Origin of the sequence: Burkholderia crassaminum, assembly GCF_964265005.1 — a bacterium.
Lineage (GTDB): Bacteria > Pseudomonadota > Gammaproteobacteria > Burkholderiales > Burkholderiaceae > Burkholderia.
The window spans coordinates 878,179-892,600 of sequence record NZ_OZ183799.1; the positions used below are offsets into that span (position 1 = coordinate 878,179).

Consider the following 14,422-nt stretch of genomic DNA (forward strand, 5'->3'; position numbering starts at 1 on the left):
GAGCGCGAGTTGCCGCCGTCGTCTGTTGCAACCGGAGCGAACCGCGCTCATCATCGTTCGCCAGCTTCCCGACAACGAAGAGGTTTGCGATGTCTCATCCGGAGCCGATGGAAGGCGGATGCGCGTGCGGCGCGATTCGCTACCGTATCGCCCACGTTCCGATCGACGCCGGTTTCTGCCACTGCCGGCTCTGCCAGCGCACGACCGGCGCGGCGGTCGTCGCGTCGGCATCGGTGCCGATCGACGCGTTCGAATACCTGCGGGGCGAGCCGACCGTCTACGCGTCGAGCGCGTGGGGCGAGCGGCGCTTCTGCGGCCGTTGCGGCGCGCAGCTCGAATACCGGCTGATCGACGCGCCGAAGACGGTCGAGATCAATAGCGCGACGCTCGACGAGCCGTCGCGACTACGTTCGGCGTGGCACGTCTGGTACGGGGATCGTTTCCCGGGCGTCGAGATCGGCGACGAGCTGCCCAAGTATGACGAAGGCGGAAGGGCATAAGCGGTAACCATCGGCACTGACGGGCAGGTGTCGAGCAGCGGGTCACGCCTGGCGACCCGACTCCCACATCCCATAAGCACCAAAAGACCCGCGACCGGCACCCGCCACCCCGCGCGCGAAGGTTTTCTCATCCGCTCAGGCCGTCACGACCTTCGCGAACACCGGCCCCTGCATGAACCGCACGTCGTGCTGGCGCAGCAGCTCGCACTGCGTTTCGTCGACGACGCCGTCGAAGATCAGCGGAATGCGCACGCGCTGCGCATACGCGACCAGCGCCTTGACCATCCCGTCGCGCAACGCGATGCCTGCATCCATCTTGATGTAGTCGGGGCGCGCCATCTCCGATTCGACCGCGAGGATGCGGCCCGGGTCGGGCAGCTTGTCCGCGACCTTGAAGCCGTGATGCTGGTAACTGCGCGTCAGGTAGCCGAGGAAGGTCTTGTGCGCGACCGCGACCGCCGGCAGCTCGATCACGATCCGCTCGGTCGGCAGCCCGAAGCGCTGCAGCACCGATGAGAAATGCTTGCCGTGGTCGTACTTCACGCTCTTCAGCAGGCGTTCGTGCACGCGCAGGAACAACAGCCCGTGGCGCTGTGCGCCGAAGAAGTTGATCGCGTGCAGCGCGCGCGACAGGCGGTCGATCGCGACGAGCGTCTGGTCGTCGACGGCGGAGTCGACCGGATCGTGCGCCGCACCGGTAACGAGCGTGACGGCCTGGAAGCCGAGTTCGTCGCCGTAGCGCTCGATCGTATCGGCGAACGACGTCGATTGCGGCGCGCCGGGCATCGTCACGTCGTAGATCGGTTCGTAGGCGCTGCCGAGCGTGCGCTCCGGCAGATTCGCGCTCGCGACGCCGCCTTCGGCAAGCGCGAGGTGATCCCGCAGATACGGCAGTTGCCCGGCACGGGCGACCAGCTCGGGAATGGTGGGCGGAATCATCGGCGTAAGAAGGAAAAACGGCGGCCGAACGGGCCGCCTCGTAGCTTGATATTAGCAGCGCCGGCCAAGCTCGGCTTGGCGTTTCACTCATATGTTTATCCCGTCCTCGCAGCTTCGCCTAGGGTTTACGTTTATTTCACTATTCGTAATTGGTTTTACTATTCGTAAATCCAGGATTTGTCGCCGATCAAGAAATGCGGCAGGCGGGCGCCGCGAAACGGCGCCGTTCACGAATCAACAGGAAGCAAGGAGCGAGACGTGGCGGTTGACAGGCATTGCACGCGGGACAGCGGCGCGCCGCGCCGGCAGGCGACGGGCGGGATGACGGGCGTGCCGGCGCGCGCCCGGCAGGATTGAGGGGCGGATGGCGACCATGAGCATCGATTACCAGACGCTGAAGTTCGAATACCGTCCGCGTGCGCAGGACGCGACCGTTCATCCGGTGATCGTCGTCGGCGCGGGCCCGGTGGGCCTCGCGGCCGCGATCGACCTCGCGCAACAGGGCGTGCCCGTCGTGCTGCTCGACGACGACGACACGCTGTCGACCGGCTCGCGCGCGATCTGCTTCGCGAAGCGCACGCTCGAGATCTTCGACCGGCTCGGCTGCGGTGAGCGCTTCGTCGACAAGGGCGTGAGCTGGCACGTCGGCAAGGTGTTCCTGCAGGACGAGCAGCTCTACGCATTCGACCTGCTGCCCGAGGAAGGCCATGCGCGCCCGGCGTTCATCAACCTGCAGCAGTACTACGTCGAAGGCTATCTGGCCGACCGCGCGCTCGAGCTGCCGAACATCGACATCCGCTGGAAGCACAAGGTGACGGGCATCGAGCAGGCGGCCGAGCACGCGGCGCTGACGATCGAGACGCCGGAAGGCATCGCGACGCTGCGCGCGCAGTACGTGGTCGCAGCCGACGGCTCGCGCAGCCCGATGCGCACGATGATGGGCCTCGAAAGCCACGGCCGGACGTTCAAGGACCGTTTCCTGATCGCCGACGTGAAGATGAAGGCGGAGTTTCCGACCGAGCGCTGGTTCTGGTTCGATCCGCCGTTCCACCCCAATCAGTCGGTGCTGCTGCATCGCCAGCCCGACAACGTGTGGCGTATCGACTTCCAGCTCGGCTGGGATGCCGATCCGGTCGCCGAGAAGCAGCCGGAGCGCGTGATCCCGCGCGTGCGCGCGCTGCTCGGGCCGGACGTCGAGTTCGAGCTCGAATGGGTGAGCGTCTATACGTTCCGCTGCCAGCGGATGGAGTCGTTCCGTCACGGCCGCGTGCTGTTCGCGGGTGACTCCGCGCACGGCGTGTCGCCGTTCGGCGCGCGCGGCGCGAACAGCGGCGTGCAGGACGCCGACAACCTCGCATGGAAGCTGAAGCTCGTGCTCGACGGCCGTTCGGCCGACAGCCTGCTCGATACGTATGCGAGCGAGCGCGAGTTCGCGGCCGACGAGAACATCCGCAACTCGACGCGCTCGACCGACTTCATCACGCCGAAGAGCCCGGTGTCGCGCGTGTTCCGCGACGCGACGCTGAAGCTTGCGCGCGACTGCGAGTTCGCGCGCAAGCTCGTGAATAGTGGCCGCCTGTCGGTGCCGGCGGTGCTGGCCGATTCGCCGCTGAACACGCCGGATCGCAACGGCGACGCATTCGCGGGCGCGATGCGCCCGGGTGCCGCGGCGGCCGATGCGCCGGTGCGTGCGCAAGGCGCGTCGGGCTGGCTGCTGCAGCATCTGGGCAGCGGCTTCACCGGCGTGCTGTTCGGGCTGCCGGGCGATGCGGGCGCGCTCGCGCAGGCGCTCGACGGCCTCGCGCTGCCGGTGCGGCCCGTGCTCGTCGTGCCGGCCGGGCACGCGCAGCCGGTCGCGGGTGTCGACGTCGTGGAGGACGTCGACGGCTTCGCCGCGCAACGCTACGACGCGAAGCCCGGCACGTTCTACCTGCTGCGCCCCGACCAGCATGTCTGCGCCCGCACGCGCACGCTCGAGCGTCAGGTGCTTGCCGATGCACTGGCGCGCGCGACCTGCGCACGCTGAATACGATAAAGACACCGGAGACCCCGTCATGCCCTCACTCGACACCCGCCCGCGCCTGGCTGACCCGGACGCGTTCTACGAAGCGCTGATCGACATGCATCGCGACCTGTCCGACGCCGACAGCCAGCTCGTCAACGCGAAGCTGATCCTGCTGCTCGCGAACCAGATCGGCGACGCCGACGTGCTGCGCGACGCGATGGCGCTCGCGCGCCAGGGCGTGACGCCGCCCGTGCATCCGGCCACCGGGGGCGCGCAATGAGCGCGGCGCCGGCCGACGCGCGCGTGCTCGAAGTCGAGCGCGTGATCGACGAGACCCGCAACCCGGGCTTTCACTGGATGCTGCTCGTGTTGTGCGGGCTGTGCCTCGTGATCGACGGGTTCGATGCGCAGGCGATGGGCTATGTCGCGCCGAGCGTGATCGCGGAATGGGGCGTGCCGAAGCAGGCGCTCGGCCCGGTGTTCAGCGCGAGCCTGTTCGGGATGCTGCTCGGCGCGCTCGGGCTGTCGGTGCTGGCCGACCGGATCGGGCGGCGCCCGGTGCTGATCGGCTCGACGCTGTTCTTCGCGGTAACGATGCTCGCGACGCCGTTCGCGGGTTCGATCCCGGTGCTGATGGCGCTGCGCTTCGTCACGGGCCTCGGCCTCGGCTGCATCATGCCGAACGCGATGGCGCTGGTCGGCGAGTTCAGCCCGGCCACGCATCGCGTGAAGCGGATGATGATCGTGTCGTGCGGCTTCACGCTCGGCGCGGCGCTCGGCGGCTTCATCAGTGCCGCGCTGATTCCGGCGCTCGGCTGGCGTTCGGTGTTCTTCGTCGGCGGCGCGGTGCCGCTTGTGCTCACGATCGCGATGGTCGCGCGGCTGCCCGAATCGCTGCAGTTCCTGGTGCTGAAAGGGCGCGTCGCGCAGGCTCGCGACTGGCTCGTGCGCTTCGCGCCGCAGGCGGGCATCGATGCGAACACGCGGCTCGTCGTGCGCGAACGGGCCGCGACCGGCGCGCCGGTCGCCGAGCTGTTCAGCCATGGCCGCCTGCCGGTCACGCTGCTGCTGTGGGCGATCAGCTTCATGAACCTGATCGATCTGTACTTCCTGTCGAACTGGCTGCCGACCGTGATGCGCGATGCCGGCTATTCGCCTGGCACGGCGGTGATTGTCGGCACCGTGCTGCAGACGGGCGGCGTGATCGGCACGCTGTCGCTCGGCTGGTTCATCGAACGTTACGGCTTCGTGCGCGTGCTGTTCGTGTGCTTCGCGTGCGCAGCCGTGTCGGTGGGGCTGATCGGCTCGGTTGCGCATGCGCTGCCGTGGCTGCTGGTGGTCGTGTTCGCGGGCGGGTTCTGCGTGGTCGGCGGGCAGCCGGCCGTGAACGCGCTGGCGGGCCAGTATTACCCGACGTCGCTGCGCTCGACGGGCATCGGCTGGAGCCTCGGCATCGGCCGGATCGGCTCGGTGCTCGGGCCGCTCGTCGGCGGGCAGCTGATTGCGCTCAACTGGTCGAACGGCGCGCTGTTCCACGCGGCCGCGGTGCCGGTGCTGTGCTCGGCGCTGTTCGTCCTTGGTCTGGCGGGCGTAACGCGACGCAGCGGCGCGCAGGCGCCGAACGCCGCCTTGAATTGATGGAGAAAGGAAACGATGACGCTTGACCTGTCGAAACCGGCAACCGCCGGCTACCTGAGCGGTTTCGCGAACGAATTCGCGACCGAGGCACTGCCCGGCGCGCTGCCGCACGGTCGCAACTCGCCACAGCGCGCACCGTACGGGCTGTATGCGGAGCAACTGTCGGGCACCGCGTTTACCGCACCGCGTGGCCACAACCGCCGCTCGTGGCTGTATCGCATCCGCCCGGCGGCGGTGCACCGGCCGTTCGAACCGTACGCGGGCCCGCAGCGGCTCGTGTCGGAATTCGGCGACTCGGCCGACGTGCCGCCGACGCCGCCGAACCAGTTGCGCTGGGATCCGCTGCCGATGCCGGTCGAGCCGACCGATTTCGTCGACGGGCTGGTGACGATGGCCGGCAACGGCTCGGCCGCCGCGATGAACGGCTGCGCGATCCACCTGTACGCAGCGAACCGCTCGATGCAGGACCGCTTCTTCTACAGCGCGGACGGCGAACTGCTGATCGTGCCGCAGCAGGGGCGCCTGTTCATCGCGACCGAATTCGGTCGGCTCGACGTCGAGCCGTTCGAGATCGCGGTAATCCCGCGCGGCGTGCGTTTTTCCGTCGCGCTGCCGGACGGCGACGCGCGCGGCTACATCTGCGAAAACTTCGGCGCGCAGCTGCGCCTGCCGGATCTCGGCCCGATCGGCTCGAACGGTCTCGCGAACCCGCGCGACTTCCTGACGCCTCAGGCCGCATACGAAGACCGCGAAGGCGCGTTCGAGCTGATCGCGAAGCTGAACGGCCGGCTGTGGCGCGCGGACATCGGCCATTCGCCGCTCGACGTCGTCGCGTGGCATGGCAACTACGCACCGTACAAATACGACCTGCGCCTGTTCAACACGATCGGCTCGATCAGCTACGACCATCCCGATCCGTCGATTTTCCTCGTGCTGCAGTCGCAGAGCGACACGCCGGGCGTCGACACGATCGACTTCGTGATCTTCCCGCCGCGCTGGCTCGCGGCCGAAGACACGTTCCGCCCGCCCTGGTTCCACCGTAACGTCGCGAGCGAGTTCATGGGGCTCGTGCACGGCGCGTACGACGCGAAGGCCGAAGGCTTCGTGCCGGGCGGCGCGAGCCTGCACAACTGCATGTCGGGCCACGGGCCCGACGCGGACACGTTCGAGAAGGCGTCCGCGAGCGACACGACGAAGCCGCACAAGGTCGACGCGACGATGGCATTCATGTTCGAAACCCGCACGCTGATCCGGCCGACGCGCTACGCGCTCGACACCGCGCAGCTGCAGGCGGACTACTTCGAATGCTGGCAAGGCATCAAGAAACACTTCAATCCGGAGCAAAAATGAGCGACATCCAAGACTGGCGCGCGACGCTCGACCCGGCCCGCAAGAGCTGGGTCGAGACGGCAAACGATCCCGCCTGCGATTTCCCGATCCAGAACCTGCCGTTCGGGATCTTCAGCGATGCGAAGCAGACGGCGCACCGCGCAGGCGTGGCGCTCGGCGACCAGATCGTCGATCTCGCGGCGCTCGCGCGCGCGGGCCTCGTGACGCTGCCGGCGGGCGCCGACGTGTTCGCCGCGCCGACGCTCAACGTGTTCATCGAGCTCGGCCGCGACGCATGGCGCAGTGTGCGTGTGCAGCTGTCGAACCTGTTCTCGGGCGACAACGCACGGTTGCGCGATGACGCGGCGCTGCGCGCGCAAGTGCTCGTCGCGCAGCGCGACGCAACGCTGCACCTGCCGGTCGAGATTCCCGGCTACACCGATTTCTATTCGTCGAAGGAGCATGCGACCAACGTCGGTTCGATGTTCCGTGATCCGAAGAATGCACTGCTGCCGAACTGGTCGGAGATGCCGATCGGCTACAACGGCCGCGCGTCGTCGGTGGTCGTGAGCGGCACGCCGGTGCGGCGCCCGAACGGCCAGTTGAAGCTGCCCGACCAGGAGCGTCCGGTGTTCGGCGCGTGCCGCAAGCTCGACATCGAACTGGAGACGGGCTTCATCGTCGGCCGCGGCAACGCGCTCGGCGAGCCGATCGCGTGCGAAGATGCCGAAGCGCACATCTTCGGGATGGTGCTGCTGAACGACTGGAGCGCGCGCGACATCCAGCAGTGGGAATACGTGCCGCTCGGCCCGTTCAACGCGAAGACCTTCGCGACGACGATCTCGCCGTGGATCGTCACGCTCGACGCGCTCGAACCGTTCCGCACCGCGCAGCCCGAGCAATCGCCGCAGCCGCTCGCGTATCTGCAGCATGCGGGCAAGCATGCGTTCGACATCGCGCTCGAAGTGACGCTGCGCGAGGAAGGGGCGGAGCAGGCGACGTCGATCTGCCGCACGAATTTCAAGCACATGTACTGGACGATGGCGCAGCAGCTCGCGCATCACACGGTTGCCGGGTGCAATACGCGCGTGGGCGACCTGATGGGTTCGGGCACGATCAGCGGGCCGACGAAGGATTCGTTCGGCAGCCTGCTCGAACTGACGTGGAACGGCAAGGAACCGGTTGCGCTGAATGGTGGCGGCAGCCGCACGTTCATCGAGGACGGCGATGAGCTCACCCTCGCGGGCTGGTGCCAGGGCGACGGCTATCGTGTCGGCTTCGGCGCGTGTGCCGGCAAGATCCTGCCGGCGCGGAGCGCGTGACGGATTGCAGCGCGACGCGTAACACGTGGTCTGGAAGGACTGGGCGGCCCGCATTGCGCAGGCCGTTTTTGTTTGGCCGGCCGGGGGCGGCAGCGCGGGTGTGCAGATGTGTGACGCGGTGTACGATTTTTAATGTCTGCGTCTGCGTCTGCGTCTGCGTCTGCGTCTGCGTCTGCGTCTGCGACTGCGACTGCGTCTGCGACTGCGTCTGCGACTGCGACTGCGTCTGCGCTATCGCTATCGCTATCGCCATCGCCATCGCCATCGCCATCGACATCGACATCGACATCGACATCGACATCGACATCGACATCGACATCGACATCGACATCGACATCGACAGCGTCGATGTCAGACCGCGCGTTGCAACGCGGCGCGTCGTTCCCACAGCGCGGCCGCGACGAACGCGGCGACACAGACGACCAGCACGCCGACCAGCGCGTTGCTGCCCAGTTGCTCCATCAACGCACCGGCGACCAGCGGGCCGCCGAAGCTCGCGGCGCTCCACGACGCCGACACGAGCGAGCTCGCGGTGACGAGCGCCGCACCGCGGAAGCGTTCGCCGCACGCGACGAGCGACAGCGTGTAGATGCTGCCGGCCGCCGCGCCGAGCACGAACAGCAGCGGCCAGCACAACCACGGGTTCGCGATCACGAACGGCAGCAGCGGCAGGCCGGCCAGCACGATCCAGCCCGCGCCGAGGTGCACGCGTTCGCGGCCGAGCTTGTCCGCGAGCCAGCCGATCGGGAACTGCATCGCGGTATCGCCGAACAGCATGATCGACGCGAGCAGCACGGCGGTCGCGCTCGCGACGCCGTGATCCATCGCGTAGAGCGGCAGCAGCGACAGCGCGAGCGTATCGAACAGCGCGAAGAATCCGGTGCCGATGATCAGCGCAGGCATGCGCGGCAGGATATCGAGCCAGCGGCCGTGCGCTTCGTGATGCGCGTCGTCGCCGGCGAGCGGCGCGCGCCGGATCGTCGCGAGCGTCGGCAGCGCGAGCAGGAACAACGCGCCGCACAGCGCGAAGCGGATGCTCGTCGCACCGGCGATCTGGCTCACGAGCACGGGCCCCGCCATCTGGAACAGCGTGAAATTGGTCGCGTAGATCGCGACCACGCGGCCGCGGGTCGAATCGTCGGCGAGCTGGTTGACCCACGCCTCGCCGATCGTGAACAGCAGCATCAGCGCGGCGCCGCACAGCACGCGCAGCACGCCCCACAGGATCAGGTTCGACGTGAACTGCATCAGTGCGGTGGCCGCCGCGAGCAGCACGACCGATACGACGATCGCGCGGCGCGAGCCGATGTGGCGCGCGAGCGCAGTGACGAACGGGACGATCGCGAGGCCGCCGAGGGCTTGTGCGGCCGTCAGCATGCCGACGACGTTGGTGCCGTGGCCGGCCTCGGTCAGCGCGAGCGCGGTGAGCGGCAGCGTGGCGCCGGTGCCTAGGCCGACGACCGCGACGCTCAGGATCAGCGCAAGGAAATCACGATTGAGAATGGCTTTCATCGGCCGGGATGCTACACCGCGGACCTTGAAAGGTCCATGAAGGCCATCAGGTCCGAGTGGGGTTGCTCGAGTTGCGCGCGCAACGAATGCGCGCGGGGTGGCGTTACACGTACTCGGTCGGCGCGGCCACCGGGCGGCGTTCGAGTGCCGCGGACCACAGCGTGAGCGCGAGCGCTGCGACGGCCATCGCGACGCCGACCCACGGCAGGTTCACGAGCGACACGCCGGAGCCGATCGCCATCCCGCCGAGCCACGCACCGGTCGCGTTGCCGAGGTTGAACGCGCCCTGGTTCAGCGTCGAGGCGAGGTTCGGCGCGTCGCTTGCGCGGTCGACGATCAGGATCTGCAGCGGCGGCACGATCGCGAACGCGAGGATGCCCCACACGAAGATCGTGGCGAGCGCGGCGAACGGCAGGTGCATCGTGCCCGCGAACAGCGCGAGGACCACGCCGATCAGCGCGAGCGTCGCGATCAGCGACGGCATCCGGCGCCAGTCGGCGAGCTTGCCGCCGAGCGTGCCGCCGACCGTCAGCCCGAGGCCGAACAGCAGCAGCACGTAGGTGACCTGGCGCGGCGAGAAACCGGTTACGTCCTCGAGGATCGGCGTGATGTACGTGAACACGCTGAACAGGCTGGCCGATGCGAGCACGCTGATGCCGAGCACCATCAGCACCTGCGGGTGCTTCAGCACGCTGAATTCGCGCGTGATGCTGGTGTCGGGCATCGCGAGATTCTTCGGCAGGCAGACGGCGAGCGCGGCGGCCGCGGCGATGCCGATGCCGGTGACGGCCCAGAACGTCGCGCGCCAGCCGAACGCCTGGCCGAGCGCGGTGCCGAGCGGTACGCCGAGCACATTCGCGAGGGTGAGGCCGGTGAACATCAGTGCGATCGCCTGCGCGCGACGGTTCGGCGCGACGAGATTGCTCGCGACCACCGAGCCGATCCCGAAGAACGCGCCGTGGCAGAACGCGGTGACGACGCGCGCGGCCATCAGCACCGCATAACCCGGTGCGATCGCGCAGAACAGGTTGCCCGCGATGAACAACCCGATCAGGCCCATCAGCGCGCGCTTGCGCGGCATCTTCGCGGTGACGATCGCGAGGATCGGTGCACCGATCGTCACGCCGAGCGCGTAGCCCGACACGAGCATCCCGGCGGCCGGGATCGACACGCCGAGATCGCGCGCGACATTGGGCAGCAGCCCCATGATCACGAATTCGGTGGTACCGATTCCAAATGCGGCGACGGCGAGGGCGAAAAGAGGTAAGGGCATCGCGGTAGGCTCGGGAAAAGCCGCCGCTCGGGCTGGCGCAGGATGCGCGGGACGGGCGGACGGTAAGGCGAACGACAGCCGCGATTCTACTTCAGTGAAAACCCCTATGCTTGGGGCCAAAACGGATGTTGCCGGCGTGCGACGGGGCAGCGCGCGTGAAGCTCACAGTGTGGGATTCGGCGGGGTTTGCGCGGGTGAATTCACCGGGGCCGGAACGATGCCGGCGACGGCGTGAGCGTCAGGCGATGCGTTCGGGGGAGCCGTCGACGCCGGTGGTCGACGTGCTTGCCGCGTCGGCATCAGCGCCGGTGTCCGCTGCCGCGTCCGCGCGCGACGAAGGCGCGCCGGCGGCATCGATCGAAGCCGGATCGTCCCAGCCGTTCTCGGACAGGCATGCCTCGATCGGCATCCGCGCGGCCCAGCGCTCCTGCTCCAGCATCGGCTTCGCATAGAACGCGTCGACGTGCCCGACGCACAGCACGGCGATCGGCTTCGCGCCGTCGGGCATCCGCAGCAGCGTGCGCAGCGCATCGACGTCGAACAACGATACCCAGCCCATCCCGAGCCCTTCCGCGCGGGCCGCGAGCCACATGTTCTGGATCGCGCACGCGGCGGACGCGAGATCCATTTCCGGCAGCGTGCGGCGGCCGAACACGTGGCGCTCGCGGCCGTCGGCGAGCGCCACGACCAGCAGTTCACCGCATTCGCGTACGCCTTCGACCTTCAGCCGCATGAATTCGTCCTGGCGCTCGCCAAGCGCGTCGGCGGTTGCGCGGCGCTCCGCCTCGACCAGCGCGTGGATCGCGGTGCGCAGCGCGGGATCGGTGATGCGGATGAAGCGCCACGGCTGCATGAAGCCGACGCTCGGCGCGTGATGCGCCGCGCGCAGCAGGCGCGCGAGCACGGCAGGATCGACGGGCGCCGGCGTGAAGTGGCGCATGTCGCGCCGTTCGAAAATGGCACGGTAGACGGCGGCGATGTCGGAGTCGTCGAAACGCATGAACGGAAGGGGGCGGGGTAACGTCGGCGCAACGATAGCAGACGGCGCGCGGGAATCGTTACATCAGTCGAAACAAAGAACGAAATTGTTGATTAAACGGACTCGAATGGCAGCGATCACCAAAAGCAAACGATTGCGGTCGCGTCGGAAACCGTCAAATGAGCCGTTTTCGTCGATTTTTCAGCGATTCGCCGTCACGACGTTCTGCGGTGCGCCCGCATGCCATGCCTCGATGTTCAGCAGCGTCGTGTGCGCGATCTCGGCCAGCGCTTCGCGCGTGAAGAACGCCTGGTGCGACGTGACGATCACGTTCGGGAACGTCAGCAGGCGCGCGAGCACGTCGTCCTGCAGCGGCAGGTCGGAGTGATCCTCGAAGAAGAGCCCGCTTTCCTCTTCGTACACGTCGAGCCCGAGATGGCCGAGCTGGCCGCTCTTGAGCGCATCGACCAGCGCCTGCGCATCGACGAGGCCGCCGCGCCCGGTGTTGATCAGCATCGCGCCGTGCTTCATCCGCGCGAGCGTCCGTTCGTTGATCAGATGGTGCGTCGACGGCAGCAGCGGGCAGTGCAGGCTGACGATGTCGGCGTGGTGCAGCAGCTCGTCCAGCTCGACATAGCGTGCGCCGAACGCGATCAGCTCGTCGTTGTGCGGCGGCAGCGAGTGCGCGAGCACATGCATCCCGAAGCCCATCATGATCTTCGCGAACACGCTGCCGATGATGCCGGTGCCGATCACGCCGACGGTCTTGCCGTGCAGGTCGAAGCCGAGCAGGCCGTTCAGCGAGAAGTCGCCTTCGCGGGTGCGCGCGACGGCGCGCGGCAGCCGGCGATTGAGCGCGAGGATCAGTGCGACCGCGTGCTCGGCGACCGCGTGCGGCGAATACGCGGGCACGCGCACGACCGTGATGCCGAGCCGTTCGGCGGCGGCGAGGTCGACGTGGTTGAAGCCCGCCGAGCGCAGCGCGATCAGGCGCGTACCGCCGTCAGCCAGCCGTTCGAGCACCGCCGCATCGACGGTGTCGTTGACGAACGGGCAGACGACGTCATAGCCATGCGCGAGGATCGCGGTTTCCGCGTCGAGGTGCGATGGCTGGAAGTGCAGCCGATAGCCGAACTGCCGGTTGGCGGCTGCAAACGAATCGTCGTCGTACTGCCGGCTGCTGAACAGGATCACGCGCACGCTGCACCTCCGAAGGCTGACGCGCGCAGTTTACTGCAGGCCCGTGACGATGTCGGAGCGGTCGGGCCCGCGCGACGGCCGCAGGAAGCCGTAGTCGGTCCGTTCGCGGGCCGGCTGCGCACTGAAGTGGTCGAGGGCGTGCTCGACGAAGCTGCGCGTCCGGGCCGGCACGTACTGGCGATTCGGGTAGACGAGCGACAGTTGCGTGTCGGAATCGTCGATCCGGTAGCCGGCCATCAGCCGTACGAGCGTGCCTCGGGCGAGCGCGTCGGCGACGCACGGCTCGGGCAGCACCGCGATGCCGGCGCCGGAGACGGCGGCCGCCTGGACGAGCGCGAGCTGGTTGACCGTGCAGGCCGGGCGCACCGTGACGGAATGCGCGACGCCGTCGTGGCCGACCAGTTGCCACGCGGGCGCATGCTGGTGTGGGGCGAGCGTGACCCAGTCGTGGCCCGGCAGGTCGTCGGGCTCGCGCGGCTCGCCGCGTCGCTCGAGATAGGCCGGCGCCGCGCACGCGACGAACGGGTTCGGCGCGAGCGCGTGGCCGATCAGTGCCGGGTTGCCGTCGAGCCGGTTGCCCGTGACGATGCCGACGTCGTAACCGGAATCGAGCACGTCGATCGGCCCCTCGGCGACGGTCAGCTGCACGCGCAACTCGGGGTAGCGGTGCCGGAAGCTGCTGACGAGCGGCGTCAGCGCAAGCGGCGACAGCAGGCCCGACGCGACGACGCGCAGTGTGCCGGCCGGTTCGCGCACGGCATGCGCGACGGACGATTCGAGGTGGTCGAATTCCTCGAGCAGCGCGCGACACCCGTCGAGGTAGCGTACGCCGGCCTCGGTGAGCGACAGGTTGCGCGTGGTGCGGTGGATCAGCCGTGTGTTCAGGTGGCCCTCGAGCATCGCGATCGAACGCGTGACGAGTGCATTGGACACGCCGAGATGGTGCGCCGCGCGCCGGAAGCTCTGCTGCTCGGCGACGCAGACGAATACACGCATGGTCTGAATCTGGTTCATGGCTTGCGTATTTCTGGCCCGGTTGATTGATTATGGTTGTGTTTTTTCGCCGCGCAACACCGAAAGCGCATCACGCGGCACCCAGTTTTCCCTCGTATCGAAAATTCGTTTTTTTCGATTCCGCAGATGATTGTTCAATACAGAAGCGATATCCGTCAACCTGAGAAAAGGGGCGGGTTGCGGAAAATCGAAATCGGGAGTAACGCGTTAAACGCTACGTTGTCTCGCATGCCTGCCGTTCAAAGACGGCAGGGTATTCTGGCAAGTATGGTGGATTTGAGTATTTCCTATACTAATCAATAGGTTGTTAGCTATTCGAGCGAGCCTGTTCCGGTATTTGCAGGAAGCGTACCCTAATACATGCAAAAATAATGGATGTTTTTTTGACGGCGCGCGAATATTGCGTGCCGGATTCCATGCCGTGATTTATATCGCCGATCCGGTCTATTTCGTTCGATGCAGAAGCCGGGTTGAACCGGCGGTGTCGACGAATCGCGGTGTTATTGACGGAGAAAATCGTGCGCTTGACGCACGAATGGAACCGTTTCACAACCTGGACCGCAATCGTTTTCCAATCCGGATGACTGGCGTGCGGCCCGCGCACCGCTGGCTGGCCCGGTCAGGCGACCGGGCCACCGTTGCGCTGTCCGGCCGCGCGTGCCTCTTGCGCGAGGCGGCGGAACGCGGAATGATCGATCAGTTCGCCATGCA

At 67.4% G+C, this 14,422-nt stretch carries 12 protein-coding genes; 6 read left to right on the forward strand and 6 right to left on the reverse strand.

Features of this window, described 5'->3' with window-relative positions:
* Positions 1-89 precede the first annotated feature (89 nt).
* Positions 90-500 carry a GFA family protein gene (locus ACPTTF_RS04020; RefSeq protein WP_166956988.1) on the forward strand — a complete coding sequence of 137 codons (411 nt, stop codon included), beginning with the start codon at positions 90-92 and terminating at the stop codon, positions 498-500.
* 135 nt (positions 501-635) lie between these two features.
* Here ACPTTF_RS04020 and ACPTTF_RS04025 read toward each other — a convergent pair whose 3' ends face one another.
* A complete protein-coding gene (locus tag ACPTTF_RS04025; protein ID WP_321787485.1) occupies positions 636-1,439 on the reverse strand; it encodes an EAL domain-containing protein in 804 nt (267 codons plus the stop codon).
* 364 nt (positions 1,440-1,803) lie between these two features.
* On the opposite strand from ACPTTF_RS04025, the gene ACPTTF_RS04030 reads away from it, so the two are divergent.
* Genes ACPTTF_RS04030 through fahA form a run of 5 tightly spaced genes read left to right on the forward strand, consistent with a single transcriptional unit; the run spans position 1,804 to position 7,733 of the window.
* On the forward strand, positions 1,804-3,465 hold the full coding sequence (locus ACPTTF_RS04030) for an FAD-dependent oxidoreductase (protein ID WP_423370333.1): 1,662 nt from the start codon (positions 1,804-1,806) through the stop codon (positions 3,463-3,465).
* Positions 3,466-3,493: 28 nt separating this feature from the next.
* Positions 3,494-3,724 (forward strand): DUF2783 domain-containing protein, encoded by a 231-nt coding sequence (locus ACPTTF_RS04035; RefSeq protein ID WP_166956994.1) that lies wholly within the window; start codon positions 3,494-3,496, stop codon positions 3,722-3,724.
* Positions 3,721-5,082 carry an MFS transporter gene (locus ACPTTF_RS04040; RefSeq protein ID WP_423370334.1) on the forward strand — a complete coding sequence of 454 codons (1,362 nt, stop codon included), beginning with the start codon at positions 3,721-3,723 and terminating at the stop codon, positions 5,080-5,082. The genes ACPTTF_RS04035 and ACPTTF_RS04040 overlap by 4 nt, the downstream gene beginning before the upstream one ends.
* Before the next feature lie 15 nt (positions 5,083-5,097).
* The gene (gene hmgA, locus ACPTTF_RS04045; protein WP_423370335.1) at positions 5,098-6,432 is read left to right on the forward strand and encodes a homogentisate 1,2-dioxygenase; all 1,335 of its coding nucleotides are present in this window, start codon (positions 5,098-5,100) and stop codon (positions 6,430-6,432) included.
* Entirely contained in the window at positions 6,429-7,733 is a 1,305-nt protein-coding gene (gene fahA, locus ACPTTF_RS04050; protein WP_423370336.1) for a fumarylacetoacetase, read from the forward strand. Before hmgA ends, fahA begins: the two co-directional genes overlap by 4 nt.
* A gap of 351 nt (positions 7,734-8,084) precedes the next feature.
* Here fahA and ACPTTF_RS04055 read toward each other — a convergent pair whose 3' ends face one another.
* The 5 genes from ACPTTF_RS04055 to ACPTTF_RS04075 form a co-directional block, all read right to left on the reverse strand.
* Positions 8,085-9,245 carry an MFS transporter gene (locus tag ACPTTF_RS04055; protein ID WP_175012663.1) on the reverse strand — a complete coding sequence of 387 codons (1,161 nt, stop codon included), beginning with the start codon at positions 9,243-9,245 and terminating at the stop codon, positions 8,085-8,087.
* A 103-nt stretch (positions 9,246-9,348) separates the two neighbouring features.
* Positions 9,349-10,518, reverse strand: coding sequence for an MFS transporter (locus ACPTTF_RS04060; protein ID WP_423370337.1), 1,170 nt, complete (start codon positions 10,516-10,518; stop codon positions 9,349-9,351).
* A 238-nt stretch (positions 10,519-10,756) separates the two neighbouring features.
* Positions 10,757-11,518, reverse strand: coding sequence for a 5,6-dimethylbenzimidazole synthase (gene bluB / locus ACPTTF_RS04065; RefSeq protein WP_166957008.1), 762 nt, complete (start codon positions 11,516-11,518; stop codon positions 10,757-10,759).
* A gap of 180 nt (positions 11,519-11,698) precedes the next feature.
* Positions 11,699-12,697 carry an NAD(P)-dependent oxidoreductase gene (locus ACPTTF_RS04070; RefSeq protein WP_166957010.1) on the reverse strand — a complete coding sequence of 333 codons (999 nt, stop codon included), beginning with the start codon at positions 12,695-12,697 and terminating at the stop codon, positions 11,699-11,701.
* A 30-nt stretch (positions 12,698-12,727) separates the two neighbouring features.
* Complete coding sequence (locus tag ACPTTF_RS04075) at positions 12,728-13,711, reverse strand: LysR family transcriptional regulator (protein ID WP_423370338.1); 984 nt, start codon at positions 13,709-13,711, stop codon at positions 12,728-12,730.
* Positions 13,712-14,422 lie beyond the last annotated feature (711 nt).

Coding starts and splice junctions, on each gene's coding strand:
- ACPTTF_RS04040 (WP_423370334.1), top strand. CDS start 3,721: ATGAGCGCGGCGCCGGCCGACGCGCGCGTGCTCGAAGTCGAGCGCGTG.
- fahA (WP_423370336.1), top strand. CDS start 6,429: ATGAGCGACATCCAAGACTGGCGCGCGACGCTCGACCCGGCCCGCAAG.
- ACPTTF_RS04055 (WP_175012663.1), bottom strand. CDS start 9,245: ATGAAAGCCATTCTCAATCGTGATTTCCTTGCGCTGATCCTGAGCGTC.
- hmgA (WP_423370335.1), top strand. CDS start 5,098: ATGACGCTTGACCTGTCGAAACCGGCAACCGCCGGCTACCTGAGCGGT.
- ACPTTF_RS04020 (WP_166956988.1), top strand. CDS start 90: ATGTCTCATCCGGAGCCGATGGAAGGCGGATGCGCGTGCGGCGCGATT.
- ACPTTF_RS04075 (WP_423370338.1), bottom strand. CDS start 13,711: ATGAACCAGATTCAGACCATGCGTGTATTCGTCTGCGTCGCCGAGCAG.
- ACPTTF_RS04025 (WP_321787485.1), bottom strand. CDS start 1,439: ATGATTCCGCCCACCATTCCCGAGCTGGTCGCCCGTGCCGGGCAACTG.
- ACPTTF_RS04060 (WP_423370337.1), bottom strand. CDS start 10,518: ATGCCCTTACCTCTTTTCGCCCTCGCCGTCGCCGCATTTGGAATCGGT.
- bluB (WP_166957008.1), bottom strand. CDS start 11,518: ATGCGTTTCGACGACTCCGACATCGCCGCCGTCTACCGTGCCATTTTC.
- ACPTTF_RS04030 (WP_423370333.1), top strand. CDS start 1,804: ATGGCGACCATGAGCATCGATTACCAGACGCTGAAGTTCGAATACCGT.
- ACPTTF_RS04035 (WP_166956994.1), top strand. CDS start 3,494: ATGCCCTCACTCGACACCCGCCCGCGCCTGGCTGACCCGGACGCGTTC.